This window comes from Streptomyces sp. NPDC043878 (genome assembly GCF_056435735.1).
On sequence record NZ_JBWKDW010000033.1, the window covers coordinates 12,467 to 34,545 of the forward strand.

Annotated in this window: 20 protein-coding genes; 5 read left to right on the forward strand and 15 right to left on the reverse strand. The window is 72.7% G+C overall.

The window, feature by feature from the left end; all coding sequences use genetic code 11:
* Positions 1-215 precede the first annotated feature (215 nt).
* The 3 genes from AC07AZ_RS33735 to AC07AZ_RS33745 all read right to left on the reverse strand — a co-directional run bounded on the left by AC07AZ_RS33735 (position 216) and on the right by AC07AZ_RS33745 (position 2,720).
* Complete coding sequence (locus AC07AZ_RS33735; RefSeq protein WP_478854544.1) at positions 216-845, reverse strand: OvmZ protein; 630 nt, start codon at positions 843-845, stop codon at positions 216-218.
* 182 nt (positions 846-1,027) lie between these two features.
* Positions 1,028-1,714, reverse strand: a complete 687-nt coding sequence (locus AC07AZ_RS33740) for a response regulator (protein ID WP_478854545.1) — start codon at positions 1,712-1,714, stop codon at positions 1,028-1,030.
* Entirely contained in the window at positions 1,701-2,720 is a 1,020-nt protein-coding gene (locus tag AC07AZ_RS33745; protein WP_478854546.1) for a sensor histidine kinase, read from the reverse strand. The genes AC07AZ_RS33740 and AC07AZ_RS33745 overlap by 14 nt, the downstream gene beginning before the upstream one ends.
* 298 nt (positions 2,721-3,018) lie before the next feature.
* On the opposite strand from AC07AZ_RS33745, the gene AC07AZ_RS33750 reads away from it, so the two are divergent.
* Positions 3,019-3,966, forward strand: coding sequence for a response regulator transcription factor (locus AC07AZ_RS33750; protein ID WP_478854547.1), 948 nt, complete (start codon positions 3,019-3,021; stop codon positions 3,964-3,966).
* A gap of 364 nt (positions 3,967-4,330) precedes the next feature.
* Here AC07AZ_RS33750 and AC07AZ_RS33755 read toward each other — a convergent pair whose 3' ends face one another.
* Positions 4,331-5,326 (reverse strand): ScbA/BarX family gamma-butyrolactone biosynthesis protein, encoded by a 996-nt coding sequence (locus tag AC07AZ_RS33755; protein ID WP_478854548.1) that lies wholly within the window; start codon positions 5,324-5,326, stop codon positions 4,331-4,333.
* A gap of 221 nt (positions 5,327-5,547) precedes the next feature.
* Here AC07AZ_RS33755 and AC07AZ_RS33760 point away from each other — a divergent pair, with 221 nt between their 5' ends.
* A complete protein-coding gene (locus AC07AZ_RS33760; protein ID WP_478854549.1) occupies positions 5,548-6,222 on the forward strand; it encodes a ScbR family autoregulator-binding transcription factor in 675 nt (224 codons plus the stop codon).
* A gap of 32 nt (positions 6,223-6,254) precedes the next feature.
* On the opposite strand, the gene AC07AZ_RS33765 is transcribed toward AC07AZ_RS33760, so the two are convergent.
* The 6 genes from AC07AZ_RS33765 to AC07AZ_RS33790 form a co-directional block, all read right to left on the reverse strand.
* A complete protein-coding gene (locus AC07AZ_RS33765) occupies positions 6,255-6,977 on the reverse strand; it encodes a ScbR family autoregulator-binding transcription factor (protein WP_478854550.1) in 723 nt (240 codons plus the stop codon).
* A 253-nt stretch (positions 6,978-7,230) separates the two neighbouring features.
* Positions 7,231-7,515 (reverse strand): DUF1876 domain-containing protein, encoded by a 285-nt coding sequence (locus tag AC07AZ_RS33770; protein ID WP_478854551.1) that lies wholly within the window; start codon positions 7,513-7,515, stop codon positions 7,231-7,233.
* A 149-nt stretch (positions 7,516-7,664) separates the two neighbouring features.
* Positions 7,665-8,513 (reverse strand): EamA family transporter, encoded by an 849-nt coding sequence (locus tag AC07AZ_RS33775; protein ID WP_478854552.1) that lies wholly within the window; start codon positions 8,511-8,513, stop codon positions 7,665-7,667.
* Positions 8,510-9,016 (reverse strand): YbaK/EbsC family protein, encoded by a 507-nt coding sequence (locus AC07AZ_RS33780; RefSeq protein WP_478854553.1) that lies wholly within the window; start codon positions 9,014-9,016, stop codon positions 8,510-8,512. The genes AC07AZ_RS33775 and AC07AZ_RS33780 overlap by 4 nt, the downstream gene beginning before the upstream one ends.
* A gap of 177 nt (positions 9,017-9,193) precedes the next feature.
* Positions 9,194-11,419 (reverse strand): MMPL family transporter, encoded by a 2,226-nt coding sequence (locus AC07AZ_RS33785; RefSeq protein ID WP_478854554.1) that lies wholly within the window; start codon positions 11,417-11,419, stop codon positions 9,194-9,196.
* A 123-nt stretch (positions 11,420-11,542) separates the two neighbouring features.
* Positions 11,543-12,145 (reverse strand): TetR/AcrR family transcriptional regulator, encoded by a 603-nt coding sequence (locus tag AC07AZ_RS33790; RefSeq protein ID WP_478854555.1) that lies wholly within the window; start codon positions 12,143-12,145, stop codon positions 11,543-11,545.
* Positions 12,146-12,327: 182 nt separating this feature from the next.
* Between AC07AZ_RS33790 and AC07AZ_RS33795 the strand changes: the two genes are divergently transcribed.
* Positions 12,328-15,816 (forward strand): S41 family peptidase, encoded by a 3,489-nt coding sequence (locus tag AC07AZ_RS33795; protein WP_478854556.1) that lies wholly within the window; start codon positions 12,328-12,330, stop codon positions 15,814-15,816.
* Positions 15,817-15,974: 158 nt separating this feature from the next.
* On the opposite strand, the gene AC07AZ_RS33800 is transcribed toward AC07AZ_RS33795, so the two are convergent.
* The 4 genes from AC07AZ_RS33800 to AC07AZ_RS33815 all read right to left on the reverse strand — a co-directional run bounded on the left by AC07AZ_RS33800 (position 15,975) and on the right by AC07AZ_RS33815 (position 19,770).
* Complete coding sequence (locus AC07AZ_RS33800; RefSeq protein WP_478854557.1) at positions 15,975-16,208, reverse strand: hypothetical protein; 234 nt, start codon at positions 16,206-16,208, stop codon at positions 15,975-15,977.
* Between the two features lie 87 nt (positions 16,209-16,295).
* The gene (locus tag AC07AZ_RS33805) at positions 16,296-17,180 is read right to left on the reverse strand and encodes an SDR family oxidoreductase (protein ID WP_478854558.1); all 885 of its coding nucleotides are present in this window, start codon (positions 17,178-17,180) and stop codon (positions 16,296-16,298) included.
* Positions 17,177-18,103, reverse strand: coding sequence for an alpha/beta fold hydrolase (locus tag AC07AZ_RS33810; protein ID WP_478854559.1), 927 nt, complete (start codon positions 18,101-18,103; stop codon positions 17,177-17,179). Before AC07AZ_RS33810 ends, AC07AZ_RS33805 begins: the two co-directional genes overlap by 4 nt.
* Positions 18,100-19,770, reverse strand: a complete 1,671-nt coding sequence (locus AC07AZ_RS33815; RefSeq protein WP_478854560.1) for a flavin-containing monooxygenase — start codon at positions 19,768-19,770, stop codon at positions 18,100-18,102. The genes AC07AZ_RS33810 and AC07AZ_RS33815 overlap by 4 nt, the downstream gene beginning before the upstream one ends.
* A 133-nt stretch (positions 19,771-19,903) precedes the next feature.
* Here AC07AZ_RS33815 and AC07AZ_RS33820 point away from each other — a divergent pair, with 133 nt between their 5' ends.
* Positions 19,904-20,548, forward strand: coding sequence for a MerR family transcriptional regulator (locus AC07AZ_RS33820; protein ID WP_478854561.1), 645 nt, complete (start codon positions 19,904-19,906; stop codon positions 20,546-20,548).
* Between the two features lie 185 nt (positions 20,549-20,733).
* Here AC07AZ_RS33820 and AC07AZ_RS33825 read toward each other — a convergent pair whose 3' ends face one another.
* Positions 20,734-21,537 (reverse strand): exodeoxyribonuclease III, encoded by an 804-nt coding sequence (locus AC07AZ_RS33825; RefSeq protein ID WP_478854562.1) that lies wholly within the window; start codon positions 21,535-21,537, stop codon positions 20,734-20,736.
* Between the two features lie 65 nt (positions 21,538-21,602).
* Between AC07AZ_RS33825 and AC07AZ_RS33830 the strand changes: the two genes are divergently transcribed.
* Entirely contained in the window at positions 21,603-22,079 is a 477-nt protein-coding gene (locus AC07AZ_RS33830) for a GNAT family N-acetyltransferase (RefSeq protein WP_478854563.1), read from the forward strand.

The following is a 22,079-nucleotide window of genomic DNA, read 5'->3' on the forward strand; positions in this document are numbered from 1 at the left end:
CGATCGTGAGGGTGGTTGTGGTTGTGGTTGTGGTTGTGGTGGGGGGGTCGGGTGGGTCAGGACTAGGAGTTCGTCCAGGTCGTACTCCGCGCGTTGCGGGCCGCCGTACCGGGTGATCTTTCCTCGGCTCGCCCACTTGCGGATCGTCGCCTCGGACACCCCCATCGCCAGAGCCGCCAGCTCGGTCGGCACCGTGCGCCGGCGCGCGCTCCGCATCAGGCGGCCCCTTCCGCCATCCGGTCCGCCACCAGCAGCCACTGCCGCGGCGGAAGCGCGTGTCCCGTGTCGCACGAGACGTGGCCCGGGTCGGTGGACCCGTCCGAGCGGACGACCCCGTGCAGCGTGCCGGCGCACCCTGGTCGTACGCACGGGCCCAGTGGGAACCTGCGCGCCTGGCCCGGGCCGAACAGTCCGCCCAACTCCCCCAGCAGTTCCCGGACTTCCTCGTCGAAGTCCACCGCCGCCGGGTGGTCGGCGAGCCATCGCACCTGCTGCCGCAGGAACGGCACCAGGTTGGTCACCTCCCGCTCACGCGGCCGGGGTACCTCGCTGCCCCGTTCCTCCACGACCAGCCGCGCCCACGACGCGAGCACCTCGGTCATCCGGGCGCGCATGTCCACGGCCCGTTCGTCGAGCACGATGCCGACCACGTCCCGGCTGCCGCTGACCCGCTCGCGCAGCCGGGGCCGCGTGGTCGTGAGGGCGTGCTCGCTCTCACGGAACAGCTCCAGCAGCGTGCGCAGTTCACCGCGCAACCGCTCGACGCACTTGGCGCAGATCCGACCGCACCGCTTCGCGCAGTCCCTGCCTGTGTGCTTGTCCGGAAGTTCCTCTACCTTGTGCACCTGGACCCCCCAAATCCCTGTGGCTTCTGGTGGTTTCCCCCATCCTCGCCAGGCCCCCCGCACGCTTCAACACACGCCGGTTCAGAGCTTCGCCAGACTTCCGCAGCTGTATCAGGGAACCGTCAGACCAGTGTCAGACGTCCGGAATCCACCCCCGCGGGCCCGCCCGTCCGCCTGCTCCTTCACTCCGGGGACGACGGCCCGCCCTGGCGGCCCTCCTCCGGCGGTGGGGGCGTGATGAGCGAGGCCGCCTGGGCCTTGTTCACGGCGTCCATCCGGGAGACGGCGCCGAGCTTGCCGTAGATGTTGCGCAGGTGCCGTTTCACCGTGCCCTCGGCGATCGCCAGCCGGCGCGCTATCTGCGAGTTGCTCAGCGCCTGGCCCGCGAGCGCCAGCACCTCCCGCTCCCGTATCGACAGGACCTCGACGGGTCGCGGGCCGGCGATCAGGCTCTGCTGGGACAGCGACAGCACCACGTGACCGGAGCGGCGCTCCACCGTGACGCTGCGGATCGCCGACAGCAGCTCCTGCCGTGTGGACCCCTTCACCAGGTACGCCCCCGCGCCCAGCCCCAGCAGTTCCCTGGCCAGCGCGATGTCGTCGTGCACCGTGAGGACGACCACCTGGGGGCGCGGGGTCAGCCGTACCAGGCGGGCCAGCACCTCCCGCACTCCGGGGCCGGGCATCTCCACGTCCAGGAGCACCACGTCGGGGCGCGCCTCTGCGGTGACCCGGCAGGTCTCCTCCCCGCGGTGCGCCTCCCCCACCACCTCGAAGCCGCCCGAGGCCGCGAGGATCTCCCCGATGCCCTCGCGGAACAGCGTGTGGTCGTCGGCGAGGACGATCCGGACCGGTCTACCGGGCAGCACGAGGTCCCCCTCTCAACGGCACCCGCACCAGGACCCGCGTGCCTCCGCGCACCCCCGGCCCGGACTCGACGGCGAGGCTGCCGCCCAGGAGTTCGGTCCGCTCCCGCATCGAGACCAGGCCGCCTCCGCCGTACGGCAGAGCCGCCCGCGGGTCGAAACCGTGGCCGTCGTCCTCGATCCGTGCCTCGATCCGCCCGGGCAGCACCTCGACCGACACCGTGACCCGCGATGCCTTCGCGTGCCGTACGGCGTTGCGCTGGGCCTCCCGCACGATCATGAAGAGTTCCCGGGCCTCCTGGTCGGACAGCGACTCCTCACCCCGCACCTCGATCCGCACCCGGGGTCCCTCCCCCGCCGTCGGGCCGGCGCCCGTCCCGCCGAGGTCCCGCAGCAGCGCTGCGCGCAGCGGCCGCACGGCCCCCGCCCCACCGGTCGCCGCCATGCCGGTACCCCCCGTCTCCGCGGTCCGGCGCAGCTGCGCCATCACCGCGCGTAGCGCCGTCAGGGACTCCCGCACGGACTCGCGGGCTCCGTCCAGGCGTTCCAGCGCCGTGCGGGGCCGGGCCGCGCGGTGCAGGTCGTACAGCTCGAAGCAGTTGAGTGCCACCGTCAGCCGTCCCGCCACCTCGTCGTGCAGTTCCCGCGCCGCCGCCGAGGAGACCGCCGACACCGTGTGCCGGTGCAGCAGGGTCAGCAGGCGTACGCCGTCCTGCGCGGCCACCGGTTCGGCGAACAGCGCCCGGCCCACGGCCTCGAAGAGGACGGCCGCCGTCCGCTCGGTCACGGCCACCGGCCGCGGTCCGGTTCCGGCCCCGCTCCCGGGACAGCCTGGATCATTTTTCCTACCGTCCAACTGGTTTCCGCATAAGCGCAGTTCACCGATGACGTGCTGCAGGAGCAGGCGTGCGGAGTCCAGTTCCCGTTCCTCGCAGGACTTCAGCACGTGCTCCATCCGGCGTTCCAGTACGTCCACGGCCGCACTGCTCGCGCTTCCCTGTGACGACACCCCGCCACCCCCTGGTGACCAGCGAACTCCCCAGCCCTGCACTGATCTTGGCTGCTCGGAGAGTACCGCCTCCGGAGGGCCCGGCAGGTCCCGGGAACCGGTCGGGGCACTGCCGGCTACCACTGCGATACCCCGTAGGGGGCATGGTCGCGTACCCCGATCGAGACACCTGCCCCATGCCACTTGAGAACCGGTCGACCGACTTGTTAGACTTCAAAGAAGATACCGTTCGACCAGTTTTTTAAGGATCGGGCGGGACCGCTCCGCGTACGCGGGCACCAGCGCCGGGAGACACCGGATGAAGAGCGTTCTGATCGTCGAGCACGACGACGACGTGGCCGAGGCCCTCGCGCAGACCCTGACGGTGCACGGTTACACGCCCCAGCGCACCGACAGCGGTGTCGCCGCCCTCGACCTGCTCGACGGCGTACGACTCGTCCTGCTCGGGCTCACCCTGCCCGACCTTGCCGGGCACGAGGTGTGCCGCCGCATCCGCGAGCAGTCCTGCGTGCCCGTCATCGCACTGAGCGAACCGACCGACGAACTCGACGAACTCGACCGGGTGCTGGCCCTGCATCTGGGCGCCGACGACGTCGTCACCAAGCCGTTCGGCCGGTTCGAGCTGATGGCACGCGTTCAGGCGGTGCTACGGCGGGCCGGCTCCTGCCCCTGGCACGAGCGGGCGCTCGCCGACACCCCGCCCCACGACGCCGGGGCCACGGGCACCCGGGAGGGAGAGGGCGCGCCGGTTCCCGCGCGAGGGACCGACAGCGCCGCCGTCGCCGTCTCCACCGACAGCGTGCTCACCCCGGCGGTCTGGACGGCACCGTCCCGGCCGGCGGCCCTGACGCTGACCCAGGCGGAGACCCAGGCGCTGAGCCGTTTCGCCGCCATCGAGTCGGTCACGGTGATGGCCCGCGGAACAGGGCACGTCGATTCCGGTTGCCTGACCGCCGGGCCTTTACTGCTGGACCCGCGCATCCGCAAGGTCTTCCTGAACGGTGACGAAGTCCGCATCACCCGCAAGGAGTTCGACCTTCTCGCCATGCTCATCCAGGACCCCGGCACGGTGATGAAGCGGCAGGAGATCATGGCCCGCGTCTGGGACGAGAACTGGTTCGGCTCCACCCGCACGCTCGACGTCCACGTGGGTTCCCTACGCGGCAAGCTCGGCAGCGCCGAGTGGATCGAGACCGTACGGGGAGTCGGCTACCGGCTCACCGTGCCACTCACCCGGGGCCGCTGAGCGGACGGCGCCGGGCAGGGGGCGCCAGGCCCGGAGGCGCCGGGCAGGGGGGCGCCGGGCGGCAGGCGCCGGGGCGGAGGTCTCCGGGCGGCAGGCTTCTGCGGGCGGGGGGGGGGGGGGGGGGGGGGGGGGGGGGGGGGGGGGGGGGGGGGGGGGGGGGGGGGGTGGGGGGGGGGGGGGGGGGGCGGTAGCGACTGCCCCCCCCCCCCCCCCCCCCCCCCTCGCCCGCAGAAGCCCGGAAGCCGGTGCCGCGACGACCAGTCGCGGCACCGGCTTCCGGGCTTCACCTGCGCCGGGTGGTGGTGGTCCCGCCCCCGCCCCCGATCCGGACCCCGCGGCCCGGGTCGGGGGCACCGGCCCCGGGTCAGGCCGCCGCGCCGGGAGCTCCCGGCGCGCTCTCGCCGTCCAGGATGGACACCTCGCAGGTCGCGGCCACCGAGCCCGCCTGGTGGAACTGGATCGTCAGCGTCCGGAGCCCGTCCGCGTCCACCGTCGGCCTGGAGGCCGAGACCAGGCACGGGGAGTCGAACTCGACGTACCGGTCGAAGGACGCCTCGCAGCCGACCAGGAGCCCGCGCGGGAGCCCGAGGGCCGCCAGGGCCGCCTGGCGGGCCGCCTCCAGGAGGAGCATGCCCGGCACATGGTCCACGGGGTGGTCGAACAGGACGGGGTGGGTCGCGTCGACGCGCAGCAGGTGGACGTCCCCGAGCCCCTCGGCGGCCTCCACCTCGGGCCGGCCCAGGACGACGTCGAACTCGCTGACCCGGCCGACGAGTTGCGGCTCGACGGCCCGTATGAGGGTGTACGACGGTCTGGCCTCGGCGCGGGCGCCCCGCAGCCTGCGGTACACCGCCTGCCCGACGCAGTCGCTGGCCGCGTGTCCGCGGCCCATGAGTTCGCCCCCGCGGTGGGCGAGCACGTCGAGGGCGAACGAGGAGACGTACGCGCCGCGGCAGCGGATGTCCCGCAGCTTCACGCACAGGACGATGTCGGCGGGCGCGTCCGCGAGTCTCGCGCCCTGCTCCGTCATCTCGAAGGAGGTTGACCGGGTGAGGAAGCGGTGGTCCAGCGGAATGCCGAGCGCCTCGTGCGCCAGCAGCAGCCCGGCCTGCCGGATCGATTCTCCCAGCAGCATCGGGTCGTGCCACCGGCCGGCCACCGGGCCGTAGTAGCAGTGACCCCGCGCCCACTGGGCACCTATGTGGTACTTGTCCCGTCCGCTGGGCCGCAGCCCGGTGAGCAGGACCTCGGAGACGGCGGACCGGTGCACGAGCCCGCGAGGAACGGTGCGCTCGAAGAGCTCGGCTTCCCTACCCGGAGTTATGGAATCCGGTCGGACGGCTTGTTTAAGTGGACTCATCGCTTGCCTCCTGAGACGCGCGCAGACGTCAGCTACCCGCAGAATGAACAGGACACGAGGCAGGAAAGCCCGCCCCCCACGTGTGGCCTCACTTCCATAACCATACTAGTTGACTGGTTTTTTTTCGCTAGTTCAGGCAGTCTGGTTCCAGCTACTTGCCGTGGTGATCACCGGAAGGATGGAAGACCACCATCCGCACCGCGGCGGACAGGAGGCACGGAGTGGCCAGGGCCAGGCAGGAACGAGCCGAAATCACCCGGCAGGCGATCCTCGACGGGGCGGCGGCCGCCTTCGACAGCACGGGCTTCGGGAGTACGAGTCTGAGCGAGGTCTCCCACCACGCGGGCGTCACCAAGGGGGCGTTGTACTTCCACTTCCAGTCCAAGGAAGCGCTCGCCCGCACGCTGATAGAGGAGCAGTTCGAGCTCTTCCGTCCGGTGTCCAGCACCACGATGCCGGGCGTGCAGACCGCGATCGACCTCTCCCACCAGCTGGCCCACGGCCTGCTCACCGACGTCCGGGTCCGCGCCGGCATCCGGCTCGTGATCGAGTTCGGCTCGTTCACCGACCCCGACCCCACGCCGTACAACTCGTGGATCGACGCGCTGCGGGACTGCCTGGCACCCGCGCAGGGCCGGGGCGACATCCTTCCCGAGGTCAACGTCACCGACCTGGCCACGTTCCTGTGCGGTTCGTTCACCGGTATCCAGATCGCCTCGCACGTCCGCACCCGCCGCGAGGACCTGCACGCCCGGGTGACGGACCTGTGGAACTTCGTGCTGCCGGGCACCGTCCCGGCCCGGCGTCTCTCCCGCTTCGAGCCGGCCGGCTCCGCCGAGTGCCGCGCCGCGGTGGGCCTGCCGGCCCTGGAGGAAGCGGGCGCGGGAGCCGGCTGACGGCAGCCCGGCAACCGGTACGGCCGTCCCGCTCAGGACGGCCGGCCGCGCGCCGCCGGCCGTGCGGGCGCCGTCGTGCGCACCGGCCGGCGGTCCGGGCGGTCGGGCCGCAGGGCCGGCAGCAGCAGCGACCAGAGGTCGGTGAGCCATGCCTCGGACTCCGCGCGCCGCGTGCCCAGCCAGGTCAGCGCCTCTACGCCCGCCACCACCGCCGTGACCAGGGTGCGCGCCGAGGTGTCCGCGACGGTCCGGCTCAGCTCACCGCTGCGCCGCGCCTCGGCCATCAGGTCCCACAGCAGTTCCAGCCACACCCGGTAGAAGCCGAGCTCCTCCACGCTCTCGGCGTCGGAGTCCGCCTCGCGCCCGCCCCCGGCGACAACGTTGCCGGGGGCGTCCGCCGCCTCCCCGTCGCGGTGCTCCCGCGCGATGCGCACCGAGGCCCGGACGAACACGTCCTCCCGCAACAGCCGCAGCAGTACGAAGGTGAGGTCGACGACGCTCTGCAGGTACGCGCCCTCGGCCGGGCCGAGCCGGGTGACCGAGCGTTCCATCAGCTCCCGTCCGCGTTCCTGTACGGCGACGGCGAGTTCGTCCTTGGAGGCGAAGTGGAAGAAGAGGGCGCCCTTGGTCACCCCGGCGCGGCTGCTGATGTCGGCCAGGGTCGCCCGCACGTAGCCGCGCCGCGCGAACTGGTCGGCGGCAGCGGTCACCAGCCGTTCGACGGTCCGTTCCGAACGCTTCTGCCTGCCGACCATCCGCCCCGCCCCTCGACGCCCTCCGCACATGGCGTCGCCGGGCGAGCACGGCAAGGGGGGTGCCCGGCGCTCGCCCGGCGCCACCCTTCCTTGATACGCCCTCCCGCGTCAGAGGAAGGCAAGCCCCACGTCAGAGCCACCGTCGGGGAAAGCCAAACCTGACAACGGGACGGGACAACGGCGGGGCGGAGCCGGGGCGGTCGCGGTCGCGGGCTGTCTCCGGACGCCGGTCTCCGCTCTCAGGGCGGTGCGCTCAGACGTTGATCGAGTGCGACGTCCGTCCCGACACCTCGTCGATCTCCCCGTGCGCCTTGGTCAGCAGCTGCATCGCGAGTTCGTTGAGCGCCCGGGCGCCCGCGACCTCCTCCCCCACCCGGGGCTGGTTGGAGTCCGACTGGTGGCGGCTGGCGTGTCCGTGCGTGCGTATCTCGGTGCCGTCGGGCAACCGCACCATCGCGGCCGCCCTCGTGTGCCGCTCGTCCTCCTGGAACTCCAGCTCGATGTGCCAGCCCACTGCCGGGTACGCGGTCTGCGTCATCAGGATCACCTCCGGAACCTCTGCTTCCAGAGTGCTCCCCGACCGGCACGCCCGCACGGGTGGGCGGGAGGAGGGGGTGCGCGAGAACGCCAGCGCGCGGGAGTACGGCGGCAGGTGCCCGCGAGCCCGGCCTGATCCGCCGCGAGGCCCTACTGGCCCGCGTGCAGCATGAGACCGATCCCGAGCACCAGCAGGCCCGCCGCGGCGATTCTCGGGGCGCCGAACCGCTCCTTGAAGAACACCGCGCCGATGGCCGCCCCGACGATGATCGACGACTCTCGCAACGCCGCGATCGGCGCCAGGGCCGCTCTCGTCTGGGCCCACAGGACCAGGGCGTATGCGGCGACGGAGAGGGCGGCGCCCAGCAGGCCGACAGCCGCGAACGGTCTTAGGGCGGTGAGGAGTTGGTCTCTGCGGCGCCACAGGGCGTACGCCGGGACGCCCGCGCCCTGCACCGCCATCAGCCAGGCGATGTAGCCGAGGGGGGTGCCGGAGTCGCGCACGCCGAGGCCGTCGAGGACCGTGTACGCGGCGATGGTCAGGCCGGTCGCGAGGGCCGCGCCGATGGCCGCCCAGTCGGGCCGGCGTCCGCGCAGCCCCCACAGGGCGACGCCCGTGAGGCCCGCGCAGGACAGGGCGACGCCGGCGGCCGCCCATCCGTCGGGCACCTCGTCGGCGAAGACGGCGGCGAGCAGGGTGACCACGAGGGGCGCGGTGCCGCGCGCGATCGGATACGCCTGGCCGAAGTCCCCCAGCCGGAAGGACTTCATCAGCAGCGCGTAGTACGCGATGTGGACGCAGGCCGAGGCGAACAGGTACGGCCAGGCGTCCGCGGCCGGGAGCGGTACGAGCGGCGTCATGCCCAGCCCGATGACCAGGCCGCCGCCCGTGATCAGGGTGAAGCCGACCAGCTTGTCCGTGATGCGGTGGGCGATCGCGTTCCAGCTGGCGTGCGTCACCGCCGCGAGCAGGACGGCCGCGGTGACCAGCGGGGTCACGCCGTCCGCTCGCGCACGTCCACGAGGGTGCCGCCGGCGTGCGCGACGAGCGTCCTGGGCTCCATGGGGAAGACGGTGTGCGGGTTGCCCGCGGCGGCCCACACGAGGTCGTGGTCGAGGAGCGAACGGTCCGCGAGCACCCGGGTCCGCGTCCGGTGCCCGAACGGCGGGACTCCGCCGATGGCGTACCCGGTGGTCTCCCGTACGACGTCGACGCGGGCCCGCGTCACCTTGCCGGCGCCCAGCTCCCGCCGTACGAGGTCGAGGTCGACGCGGGAGGCGCCGTCCATCAGGACGAGGACCGGGACCCCGTCCGCCGCGAAGATCAGGGACTTGCAGATCTGGCTCAGCTCGCACCCGATGGCGGCGGCGGCCTCGGCGGCGGTACGGGTGGCCTCCGGGAAGCGGCGCGCACGCGGCATCAGGTCGCCGAGGCCCAGCTCGCGCAGGGCTTCGGCGAAGCGGGGGTGGACTCCGGAGCCTTCGGTGTCGGTCGACGTCATGCACGGCACGCTAACGGTGGGTGCGGGGGACGGGCGAACGGGTTCGCCCGCGGGAGCGGGCGCGGGTCCGCCGGGCCGGGCGCCGACGCGGCGCGGCCTCCCGGACCGGGCGCGCGGGGTGCCGCGTCGCCGGTCCGGGAGGCCGCCCGGGTCGTCACCGGTTGCCGGGCTCCGTGCTCAGGCCCCGACCAGTTCCCGGTCCTCGTCGGGATCCGAGTCCTTGGTGGTGCCGGGGGTGCGCAGGCCCTCGCCCTCCACGTCGACGTTCGGCAGGGCCCGGTCGAGCCACTTCGGGAGCCACCAGGCCCGCTTGCCGAGGAGTGCGAGGACCGCCGGGACGATGGTCATGCGGACGACGAAGGCGTCCAGGAAGACGGCGATCGCGAGGCCGAAGCCGATCATCTTGATCATCGACTCGCTGGAGCCGATGAAGCCGGAGAAGACGGCCATCATGATGATCGCGGCGGCCGTGACCACCCGGGCGCCGTACCTGAACCCGGTCACGACGGCCTCGGTGGGCCGCTCGCCGTGGACGTACGCCTCCCGCATGCGGGTCACGAGGAACACCTCGTAGTCCATCGCCAGGCCGAAGACCACGCCCACCATGAAGATCGGCATCATCGACATGATCGGGCCGGTCTCCTCGACGCCTATCAGGCCCGCCAGCCAGCCCCACTGGAAGACCGCGACGACGGCGCCGAGGGCGGCCAGCACACTGAGCAGGAAGCCGAGGGCGGCCTTCAGCGGGACCAGGATCGAGCGGAAGACCACGATCAGCAGGAGGAAGGCGAGGCCCACGACCAGCGCCAGGTACGGGACGAGCGCGTCGTTGAGCTTCTGCGAGAAGTCGATGTTCATCGCCGTGGTGCCGGTGACCAGCACCCTGGCGTCCGTGTCGGCACGCACCTCGGCGCCCGCGTCACGGATGGCGTGCACCAGGTCCTCGGTCCGCGTCGAGGACGGCTTCGACTTCGGGACCACGGTGATCATCGCGGTGTCGCCGGGCTCGTTGAACTGCGCGCGGGACACCGTCACGACGTCCTTGAGACCCTTGACCTGGTCGGTCACCGCGGAGGCGGCGGCCTTCGGGTCGGCGGCTCCCTTGGCGTCGACCACGACCATCAGGGGGCCGTTGAAGCCGGGGCCGAAGCCGTCCGAGAGCAGGTCGTAGGCCTTGCGCTGGGTGGTGGACGTCGGCTGCGTGCCGTCGTCGGGCAGGCCCAGTTCCAGCTGGGTGGCGAGCAGGGCCAGCGCGCCGAGGCCGACGACACCGAGCAGCAGTACGGCGACGGGGCGGCGGACGACGAAACTCGCCCAGCGCGTGCCCATGTTGGGCTTGGTCACGCCGGTCCTCGCGGCGGGGCGGCGGCCCAGCAGCCTGCCCTTCTGGCCGGCGGGCCGGACCTTGCGGCCCGCGTAGCCGAGCAGCGCCGGGATCATGGTGAGCGCGATGAGGACGGCGATGACGACCGTGCCGGCGGCCGCGAGCCCCATCTTGGTGAGCATCGGGACGTCGACGACCGCGAGTCCGGCCAGCGCGATGACGACCGTGAGTCCCGCGAAGACCACCGCGGAGCCCGCGGTGCCGACGGCGCGGCCGACCGCTTCCTCGCGCTCGCGGCCCTCGGCCAGTTCGGCGCGGTAGCGGGAGACGATGAACAGCGCGTAGTCGATGCCGACGGCGAGGCCGATCATCAGGGCCAGGGTCGAGGTGGAGTCGCCGAGGTCGAGCGCGCTGGCGAGGCTGGTGATGCCGGCGACGCCGATGCCCACGCCGATGATCGCCGTGAGCAGGGGCAGTCCGGCCGCGACGAGGGAGCCGAGGGTGACGACGAGGACGACCGCGGCGATCGCGAGGCCGATGATCTCGCCGGTGGCCGCCTGTTCCGGCTGGGCCTGGAGGGCGTCGCCGCCCATCTCGACGGTCAGCCCGGCGTGCTTGGCCTTGTCCGCGGTGGTTTCCAGGATGGTCCTGGAGGAGTCCTTCAGCTCGACGGAGGACACCGTGTACCTGACCGAGGTGTAGGCGACGGTTCCGTCCTCGCTCACGGCGTGCGTCGTGAACGGGTCGGTCACGGAGGCGACCTCGGAGCCGTCACCGAGGGCCTTGACGGTCTTCGCGACGGTCGCCCTGTTGGCGGCGTCGGTCATCTTCTCCCCGTCGGGCGCCTTGAAGACGACCCGCGCGGTGGCGCCGTCGGCGCTGGCTCCGGGGAAGCGCTGTTCCAGCAGGTCGAAGGCCTTCTGGGCCTCGACCCCCGGAATGGAGAAGGAGGTGGAGCCCGCGGCGGGCGCGGAGGCCGCGCCGACGCCCGCGAGCGTCAGCAGGGCCACCCACAGGAGGGCGACGAAGTGCCGTCGCCTGAAGGCGAGCCGGCCGAGTCGGTAGAGGAACGAGGCCACGAGGGCGTACTCCCGGTCAGGTCGTGGGTCTTGCGGGGCAGGGTTGATCAGCCCGGCGGGTGGGCAGGGGTGATCGGCCCGACGACTGAGCGGTGACGTCAGGTGGGCTGACCGCGGGTCGGGTCAGGAGGGGGGTGCGCCGAGGGCGGGGAGGACCACGGCGTCGATGTACGCACGCAGGAACTCCTGCGTGGGGGGCAGTTCGTCGATCAGGGTGCGCGCGACGAACGATCCGACGAGCATGTGCACCACGTAGTCGAGCGCGGGGCAGTCGGCGCGGATCTCACCGCGGTCGACGGCACGCCGCATCAGCTGGTGGAACACGTCCATCTCGGGTTCGACCAGCAGCTCCTTGAGCGCCCTCATGAGATCCGGATTCGAGTGCGCCGCCATGGCGAGCGCCCGCATCAGGTCGGAGTTGCGCTCCATGGTGCAGTCGTCCTCGCGTGACACGAGGCTGTGCAGGTCGCCCCGGAGGGAGCCGGTGTCGATGTCGCCGATGCCGGCCACGGACTTGTTGTGCCGCATCGCCTTGACCACCAGTTCGGGCTTGCCGCCCCACTGACGGTAGAGCGTGGCCTTGCTGGAGTGTGTGCGGGCGGCCACGGCGTCCATGGTCAGGGCGTCGTAGCCGACTTCCCGGAGCAGTTCGAGCACGGCCGAGTACAGCTCGGCCTCGCGCTCGGGGGTGATACGACTGCGACGCGCCGTTGCGACCTCAGTCATTGCTCTCCCCTTCCCTCTCCGGACTCCGGACGGCACCACGAACGAGACTGTTTCGTACGTGACGAATGTAGCGCACCCTGAAGCGAAACGAAACTGTTTCGTTCGTGTTGCCGCTCACGCCCGTCCAGGCGGCCCCGCGGTCACGAGTTGCTCCGCCCCATTCGCCGGAAAAGCATAGGGAGGTGAGCTATCTGCGCCTACCGCACCTGAGCGGCGACCTGCTGAGCTTCGTCGCCGAGGACGACCTCTGGCTGGCCCCCCTCGACGGGCCCGCCCGCGCCTGGCGGCTGACCGTCGACCGGACGAAGACCGGCCACCCGCGCTTCTCGCCCGACGGCCGCCACCTCGCGTACACGAGCTGGCGCAGCCTCGTCCCGGAGATCCACCTCGTGCCGGTGAACGGCGGGCCGAGCCGGCAGCTCACCCACTGGGGCTCCGCCGACACCCGGGTGTGCGGCTGGACGCCGGCCGGGGAGACGGGGACCGGCACGATCCTCGCCGTCGCCTCCCACGGTGAGCCCTTCTCGTACTTCACCTGGGCCTACAAGGTCCGCACCGACGGCGACCCCGGCCGCAAACTGCCCTGGGGGCCCGTCTCCGACATCCAGGTCGCCGACCTCGACGGCGAGCGCAGGACCCTCCTGCTCACCGGCACCCCGCCGCACGAGCCGGCCGCCTGGAAACGCTACCGGGGCGGCGCCATGGGCCGCCTGTGGCTGCACGGGGAGCGGCTGCTGCCCGACCTGGAGGGGCACCTGCACTCCCCGATGTTCGTGGGCGGCCGGATCGCGTTCCTCTCCGACCACGAGGGCGTCGGCAACCTCTACTCGTGCGCCCACGACGGCTCGGGGCTGCGCCGGCACACCGACCACGACGCCTTCTACGCCCGGCACGCCGCCAGCGACGGCACCCGCGTGGTGTACCAGTGCGCGGGCGACCTGTGGATCGTCGACGACCTGGCCGCGGACTCCCTCCCGCGCCGCCTGGACGTGACGCTGAGCGGTCCGCGCGCGGGCCGGCGCCCGTACCAGGTCCCCGCCGCCCGGCATGTGGACGGCATCTCGGTGGACGAGACGGGCCGTGCGAGCGCCGTCGTCGTGCGGGGCAGCCTGTACTGGCTCACCCACCGGGACGGCCCGGCCCGCACGATCACCGACACGCCGGGGGTACGGGTCCGGCTCCCGGAGATGCTCGGCTCCGCCGGCCGGGTCGCGTACGTGACGGACGCGGAGGGCGAGGACGCCGTCGAGATCGCCTATCTGCCCCGGGCCACCGGTGACCGGGAGCCGAGACGGCTCGCCTCCGGGCGGCTGGGCCGGGTCCTCGAACTGGTGTCGGACCCGCAGGGCGAACGCCTCGCCGTCGCCTCCCACGACGGACGGCTGCTGCTGCTCACCGTCTCCGAGGACACGGGGGCGGACGCGGACGCGGACGCGGTGAGGGACTTTGGGGAGACCGGCTCCGGCGCGGACCCGGGCTTCCGCGCGGGCACCGGCGCCGCCGCCGTCTCGGATGTCTCCGGCGACGGGGCCACCGAGGTCACCGAGGTCACCGAGGTCACCGAGCTGATCCGGTCGGTGAACGGGCCGGTGCGTGATCTCGCGTTCTCTCCGGACGGGGCGTGGCTGACCTGGTCGCACCCGGGAATAGGCAGGTCGCTCCGGCAGATCAAGATGGCCCGCATCTCCGGTCCAGGACCCGGTCCGAGTCCAGGAAGCGGTCCGGTCGCCGCTCCCTCTCCCTCTCCCTCTCCCGGACAGGGGGAACGGCTGATCGTCGACGTCACCAACGGGCGGTTCGAGGACGAGAACCCGGTGTTCACCCGGGACGGCCGCTATCTGGCGTTCCTGTCCTGGCGCGGCTTCGACCCCGTCTACGACGTGCACACCGGGGACCTGTCCTTCCCGCTCGGCTGCCGCCCCTACCTGGTCCCGCTCTCCTCGGCCACGCCCTCGCCGTTCGCCCTCACGCCCGAGGGCCGGCCCGCGGCCGGGGGCCTGGACCCGGTCGAGGACGACGAGCCGGGCGACGGCAGCGCGGTCACCGTCGAGATCGAGGGGCTGGCCAGCCGCGTGACGCCCTTCCCGGTTCCCGCGTCCAAGTACTCGGCGCTGCATCCGGTCGCCGGCGGCGGGCTGGTCTGGCTGCGCTGGCCGATCTCCGGCGCGCTGGGCGAGACCTTCGTGAACCCGGACGACACCAGCGGGCGGCCGACGCTGGAGCACTTCGGCATCAGCAAGGCGAAGAAGTCCGAACTGGTCGGGCATCTGGACTGGTTCGCGGTGAGCGGCGACGGTTCGCGGCTGGTCGTGGTCGACGAGGGCGATCTGCGGGCGGTGCCGGCCACCGAGTCGGGCGACGGCGACTCCACGGTCTGGATCGACCTACGGCGCATCCTGCACGAGGCCGACCCGGCCGCCGAGTGGCGCCAGTCGTACGAGGAGGCGGGCCGGCTGATCCGGGCCTACTTCTGGGAGCCGGGGATGTGCGGGATCGACTGGGACGGGGTGCTCGCGCAGTACCGGCCGCTGGTCGAACGGGTCGCTTCGCCGGACGAGTTCGCGGACCTGCTGCGGGAGGTGCTGGGCGAACTCGGCACCTCCCACGCGTACGTGACCGCCGCCCGCCGCAACGAGGGGCCGCCGCACTACCAGCGCCGGCAGGGGCTGCTGGGCGCCAACCTGGTGTGCCGCGAGGAGGGTTGGGCGGTACGGCGGATCCTGCCCGGTGAGTCCTCCGACTCCAGGGCCCGTTCCCCGCTGGCGGGTACCGGCATCCGTGAGGGGGCGGTCCTGACGCATGTCGACGGGCGCCCGGTGGACCCGGCCGCCGGGCCCTACCCGCTGCTGGCCGGCGCGGGCGGCACCACGGTGGAGCTGACGTTCCGGCCGGCCGGGGGCGAAGGAGGGCCGCGGCGGGTGGCGGTCGTCCCACTGGTCGACGAGCGGCCGCTGCGCTACCAGGACTGGGTGGCCAAACGCCGTGACGTGGTACGGGAGTTGAGCGGCGGCCGCTGCGGCTATCTGCACATCCCCGACATGGGCGGCTCGGGCTGGGCGCAGTTCAACCGGGACCTGCGGATGGAGGTGTCTCGGCCGGCGCTGCTGGTGGACGTGCGCGGCAACGCGGGCGGCCACATCAGCGAGCTGGTGGTCGAGAAGCTGACCCGCACGATCGTGGGCTGGGACCTGACGCGCGACGCCCAGCCGGTGTCGTACGCCTCCAACGCCCCCCGTGGGCCGGTGGTCGCGCTGGCGGACGAGGCGACCGCCTCCGACGGCGACATGATCACGGCGGCCTTCAAGCTGCTGGGTCTTGGGCCGGTGGTAGGTCAGCGGACCTGGGGCGGGGTGGTCGGGATGACCGGCCGTCACGAACTCGGCGACGGGACGGTGATCACCGTGCCGATGAACGCGGCCTGGTTCGACGCCTACGGCTGGTCCGTCGAGAACCGCGGGGTGGAGCCCGATCTGGAGATCCTCCGCGCCCCGCTGGACTGGGCCGAGGGCCGTCACGCCCAACTGGACGACGCCGTACAGCTCGCGCTGGAGCTGCTGGCGACGGGCCCGCCGGCCTCGCCGCCGGACCTCGGTGACGTGCCCGACCGGTCGCGGCCGAAACTGCCGCCGAGGAGCGGGGAGCCGCCGACGCTGCCGCCTAGGAGCAGGTAGCCGCAGCAGCTGCCGCCGAGGAGCGGGTAGCCGGGCGGCCGGCAGCCGAAAGGCCGTTCACCCGGGGGCAGTAGCCGCGTGCGAGTGGCCGGAGGGTGCCAACGGGACGGGAAAGGGGTGCCCTTCACCAGGGCACCCCTTCCGTGCTGCGGAGGACGTCAGGCGTCGAAGTCCTGGCTCATGCGGTCCTCGTCCTCGCGCTCGTGCCCGGGCCGCATGCGCTCGGGGTCCTCGTCACGCCGGCGGCCAGGCTGCGGGGCCTGCTCCCGGCCAGGCTGGGGGGCCCGCTCCCGGCCAGGCTGCGGGGCCCGCTCCCGGACCTGCTCGGCCTTCTCCTTGGCCTGACGCTGCCACTGCTCGGACTTCTCCTTGAACTGGTCCTTCATACCCATGTGGGTTCACTCCTGTATGGGGGGTTCTGGGGCCCCTTGGTGGGGCCTCGACCAGATTCACACGGTCCGACACAGCGCGCATTTCGATCAGTTACGGTGCGTAGCCCTCGCTTCTTCGTCGGCCGCGCCGCCCGCTCCCACCAGCCCGGACCGCATGCCGTCCAGCCTCGGGCCGAAGCGCCGCATCTCCCGCTGCCCCACCGTCCCGATGAGGCCCGGCAGATACCCGCGGACCCCCTGCATCCCGCGCAGCCACCACTGCCCGTAGACGTGGGACGAGCGCCGCTCGATGCCGGCGACGATCCGGTCGACCGCCGGACCCAGCGGATAGGTCTTGTTCGACGGCCACGGCAGCCGCTGCCTCAACTCCCGCATCACGTCGTCCTGGTCGGCGCCGCGCACCATGTCGGTGTCGGTCCACGACAGGTAACCGACCCCGACCCGGACGCCCTTGTAGCCGACCTCGGCCCGCAGACTGTGCGCGTACGCCTCCACGCCCGACTTGGACGCGCAGTACGCCGTCATCATCGGCGCCGGGGTGATCGCCGCGAGGGACGCGATCTGGAGCAGGTAGCCCCGGCTCTCCGTCAGCACCGGCAGGAACGCGCGGGCGGTCATCGCCGACCCGATCAGGTTCACCTCGATGACCCGCCGCCACGCCTCCGGGTCGGCGTCCACGAAGGGCCCGCCGTTCGCGACACCCGCGTTGGCCACGACGATGTCGACCTTCCCGAACCGCTCCTTGACCTCGCGGGCCACCCGCGCCATCGCCTCGTGGTCGGTGACGTCGGCGTACCAGTGGGCGCTGTCGGTGGGCAGTCGCTCGGCGACCTGCTTGAGGGCGTCCGGCTCCAGCCCGACCAGGGCCACCTTCGCGCCGCGCGCGGACAGTTTGCGGGCGAGCAGTTCGCCCACACCCCGCGCGGCCCCGGTGACGACCGCGACCTGCCCTTCCAGACTCACCCTGCTCATGCGTCCTCCTTGGCGTGCCGCACGGATACGTACGTGGTGACGAGTTCCCGGATCTTCCCGGTGACCAGGTCGGGTGCCTCGACCGGCGTCATGTGGCCGAGCCCGGGCAGTTCGGTGACCCCGAGGCAGTGGGGCAGCGCGGCGGCCAGCGAACGGGCGTGCACCGGCGGGGTCAGCCGGTCGGCGGTGCCGACGACGACGGCCGTGGGCGCCCGCAACTCCCTTACCGCGTGGTCGAGATCGAGCAGGTCGAGCACCTGCGACCAGGCGTGACGCACGGCGCGGGGACAGGCGTGCACGATCCGGGCACACGCCTCGACCATGTGCGGGGCCGAACCGGGGCCCATCGTGCCGTACTTGAGGATGCGCAGGGCGAGGGGCGTGACCGGTCCGAGCGGGGCCCGGGAACCGAGGACCCGCTTCGTCAGCCAGGTCCTGAGCCGCCCCGCGCGCATCGGCACGACGAGCGACTCGGCGACCAGGCGCGAACTGCCGGTGCTGCACAGCAGGACGGCCGCCGCGTGCTCGCGGAACGCGGGGCGGCCGGCGGCGGCCAGGACCGTCATCCCGCCCATCGAGTGACCGGCGACGACGGCCTGCTCGCCCGGCGCGAGGGTGGCGGCGAGGACGGCTTCGAGGTCGTCGGCGAGCGCGTCCGTGCTGCACGCGGGGTGGGCCGGGCTGCGTCCGTGGCCGCGCTGGTCGTATGCGACGACCCGGTGGTCGGTCGCCAGGTCGCGCACCTGGGCGGCCCAGAAGGCGGTGGAGCAGGTCCAGCCGTGGGCCAGCACGACGGCGGGCGCGCCGTCCGGGCCGTGCACCTCGACGTGCAGCGGGGCGCCGTCGGCGGAGAGCGCGGTGAGGGTGCGGGCGGGGACGGGCGGGGCGTAGGGCCCCGTGGCCACGTGTGCGAGGCGACTCACGCCGTCACCTCCGCGGCGGACCCGGCCCGGTCGGCGGGTCCGGTTGGCTCGGCTTGGTCGCCGGGTTCGGCCCGGTCGGCGGGTTCGGCCCGGTCACCGGGCTCGGCGGGTTCAGCCCGGTCGGCGGGTCCGGCAGGCTGGACCCGGTCGGCGGGTTCAGCCCTGTCGCCGGGTCCGGCGGACCCGGTCCGGTCGGCGGGCGCCCGCAGCACCTCGTACTCCGTGAGGTCCACCCGCCGCGTCGCACGCCGGAACTCGGTCGTGGTGCCGGGCCAGATGGTGCTGTTGCGGCCGCTCGCGTCCAGGTACCAGCTGGTGCAGCCGCCGGTGTTCCACACCGTGCGCCTCATCCGCTCCTGCACCCGGTGGTTCCATGCCCGCACGGCGCCCGGCCGGGCGTCGAGCGCGGCGCGGCCGCCGAGGACGTCGAGCTGCCGTACGAAGTCGGCCAGGTAGTTCAGCTGCGACTCGATCATCAGGATCATCGACGAGTTCCCGAGACCGGTGTTCGGCCCGATGATCGACAGCCAGTTGGGGAAGCCGGCCGCCGAGGCGCCGCGCAGGGCCTCCATGCCGCCCTTCCACGCCTCGGCGAGGGTCCGCCCGTCGGCGCCCACCACCCGCTCGGCGATCGGCATGTCGGTGACGTGGAAGCCGGTGCCGAAGACGATCGCGTCGACCTCGGCCTCGCTGCCGTCGGCGGCGACCACCGTCGAGCCGCGGACCTCCGCGAGGCCGCTCGCGACCACGTCCACGTTGGGCTGCGCGAGCGCCGGGTAGTACGCGCTGGACAGCAGGATGCGCTTGCAGCCGATGCGGTAGTCGGGCGTGAGCTTGGCGCGCAGCGCGGGATCCCTGATCGCGCGGGCCATGTTGCGCTTGGCCAGCTGCTCCACCAGGCCGAGTTCGTCGGGGTGCTTGGTGAACGCCTGGACCTGCAACTCCCTGAGCCCCCACAGGAGTCCGCGGCGGGCCCGGGCGGTGAAGGGCAGCTGTCGGTGCAGCCAGCGCTCCGGGCCGCTGACGGCGCGGTCGACGCGGGGCATCACCCACGGCGGGGTGCGCTGGAAGAGGGTCAGCCGGGAGACGTCCGGCTGGACGGCGGGCACGATCTGGATCGCGGAGGCGCCGGTACCGACCATGGCGACCCGCTTGCCGCGCAGGTCGTAGTCGTGGTCCCAGCGCGCGGAGTGGAAGACCTTGCCGGGGAAGGCCTCCAGGCCGGGGACGGCCGGGATCTTCGGGTCGGACAGCGGGCCGGTGGCGGAGACGACGAGGTCCGCGGACAGGTTGCCGCCGCTCGTCTCGATGTCCCAGCACAGCCGTTCGGCGTTCCAGGTCATCCGCCGCACCTCGGAGTCGAGGCGGATGTGCGGGCGCAGCCCGAAGACGTCCGTGACGTGCTCCAGGTAGGCGCGGATGTGCTCCTGCCCGGAGAAGGTGCGCGGCCAGTCCGGGTTGGGCGCGAAGGAGAACGAGTAGAGGTGGGACGGCACGTCGCAGGCGCAGCCCGGATAGCTGTTGTCCCGCCAGGTGCCTCCGACGCTGCCGGCCCGTTCCAGCACGACGAAGTCGGTGACGCCCTCGCGGCGCAGCCGTACCGCGGCCCCCAGCCCGCCGAAGCCGGACCCGATCACCGCCACCCGTACATGCTCGTGTTCGCTCATCCCGACGCCCTCCACAGCCCCACGCGACTGCGCCAGTGAACACTGGCGCAATCGGACTGTAGAACAGCTCCGTACCGATGGGTAGGGGGGCGGGCCCACGAAAGTTACCTCCGGTACGACATAGGGTGCGGAGGTGGCAGACAAGCGTGAGTACCGCATGGAGGAGCTGGCCGGGGAGGCCGGCATCACGGTGCGCACCCTGCGCTTCTACCGCGAGCGCAAGCTGATCCAGCCACCGCGCCGGGAGGGCCGTATCGCCTGGTACGACGAAAGCCACCTGGCCCGCCTGCGCACCATCTCCGCCCTGCTGGAACGCGGCCACACCCTCAGCGGCATCGCCGAACTCGCCGAGGCGTTCGACCACGGCCGCGACGTCGGCGACCTCCTCGGCGTCGGCGTCCCGACCGAGGAGGAACCGGTCCGCCTCACCCCCGAGGAACTCGCCGCCCGCTTCGAGGGCGAGGTCACCCCCGAGAACCTCGCCGCCGCCCTGGACCTCGGCTACCTCGGCACCGACGGCGACGAGATCGTCCACATCAGCCGGCGCCTCCTCGACGTCTCCTCGGCCCTGGTCCGCGAGGGCATCCCGCTCGCGGAGGTGCTGGCGGCGGGCGTCCGTGTCCGCGAACACGCCGACGCCCTCGCCGGACTCTTCGCCGACCTGATCCTGCGCCACGCGAGCGAGGAGGACCTGCCCCGTCTGCGCCCCCTGGCCCGCAGCGTGGTGGAGGCGGAACTCTCCCTGGCCCTGGACCGGAGGATGCGCGAGCAGCGGTGAGCGGTCCCGGACGCGCCCGCCACAGGCGCGGGGAAGCGCGCGACCGGCCTCGGCGCACCCGCGGCCGACGTGCGGGCGGGCCTTCGAGGGGAGCGCCCGGCGGCCGGTTCCGCCAGACGTCGTGCGGAGCGCCCTGCCGGGTCCGCCGGCCGTCGCGCGGAGCGCCCTGCCGGGTCCGCCGCGCCTCAGAGGTCGTAGACGACCGTCACCGGCGCGTGGTCCGACCAGCGCTCGTCGTGGGTGGCCGCCCGCTCGACGAAGCCCTTGACCGCCTTGGCGGCGAGGCCGGGGGTGGAGACGTGGAGGTCGATCCTCCACCCTGAATCGTTGTCAAAGGCGCGCCCCCGGTACGACCACCAGGTGTACGGCCCCTCCGCCTCGGGGTGCAGGGCGCGTACGACGTCGACGTAGCCGCCGTCCGCCGCGTCGAGGACCTGGCTGAGCCAGGCCCGCTCCTCCGGGAGGAAGCCGGACTTCTTCTGGTTGGCGCGCCAGTTCCTCAGGTCGGCCTGCCGGTGGGCGATGTTCCAGTCGCCGCAGACGACCACCTCACGACCGTCGGCGGCGGCGCGCACGCGCAGTTCCCTGAGGTGGGCGAGGAACTCGGACATGAAGCGGAGCTTCTCGTCCTGGCGGTCGGTGCCGACCTCGCCGGAGGGCAGGTAGAGGGAGGCGACCGTCACACCGGGCAGGTCGGCCTCCAGGTAGCGGCCGCTGCCGTCGAACTCGGCGGAGCCGAAGCCGGTCCGTACGCGGTCGGGTTCGCGGCGGGTGTAGAGGGAGACGCCGGCGCGGCCCTTGGCGGCGGCGGGGGCGTGGGTGACGTGCCAGCCGTCGGGCGCGCTGACCTCGTCGGGCAGCTGGTGCGGCTCGGCGCGCACCTCCTGGAGGCAGAGCACGTCGGCGGAGGTGGCGGCGAGCCACTCCACGAAGCCCTTCTTCGCGGCGGCGCGCAGCCCGTTCACGTTGGCGGAGGTCACAGTGAGCACCCGGGCACGATACCGGCACACTGGACGGAGTCCCGTTCACGTTGCATTGAAATACGGTAGGAAGCATGAACATACGCCGCATCGCGTTCGACCACCCTGACGCCGTCAAACTGAACGACCAGGTCCAGGCCGAGTACCACGTGCGCTACGGCGACGGCGGCGACGCCACCGAGCTGGACCCGGCCGACTTCGACCCGCCGAACGGGGTCTACCTGATCGCGTACGACGAGAGCGGCACCCCGCTGGCCACGGGCGGCTGGCGCACCCGGGACGCCAACGGCGAGGGCAACCTCGACGGGGACGCCGAGCTCAAGCGGATGTACGTCGTCGAGCGGGCCCGCGGCCTGGGCCTGGCCCGACGCATCCTGGCCGAGCTGGAGGAGGACGCCCGCGGCCGTGGACGCCTCCGGATGGTCCTGGAGACCGGCACGAAGCAGCCGGAGGCGATCGCCCTGTACTCCTCCACCGGCTACGAGCCGTGCGCCAAGTTCGGCTACTACCGCTTCCACGAGGACAGCCGCTGCTTCGCGAAGCGGCTCTGA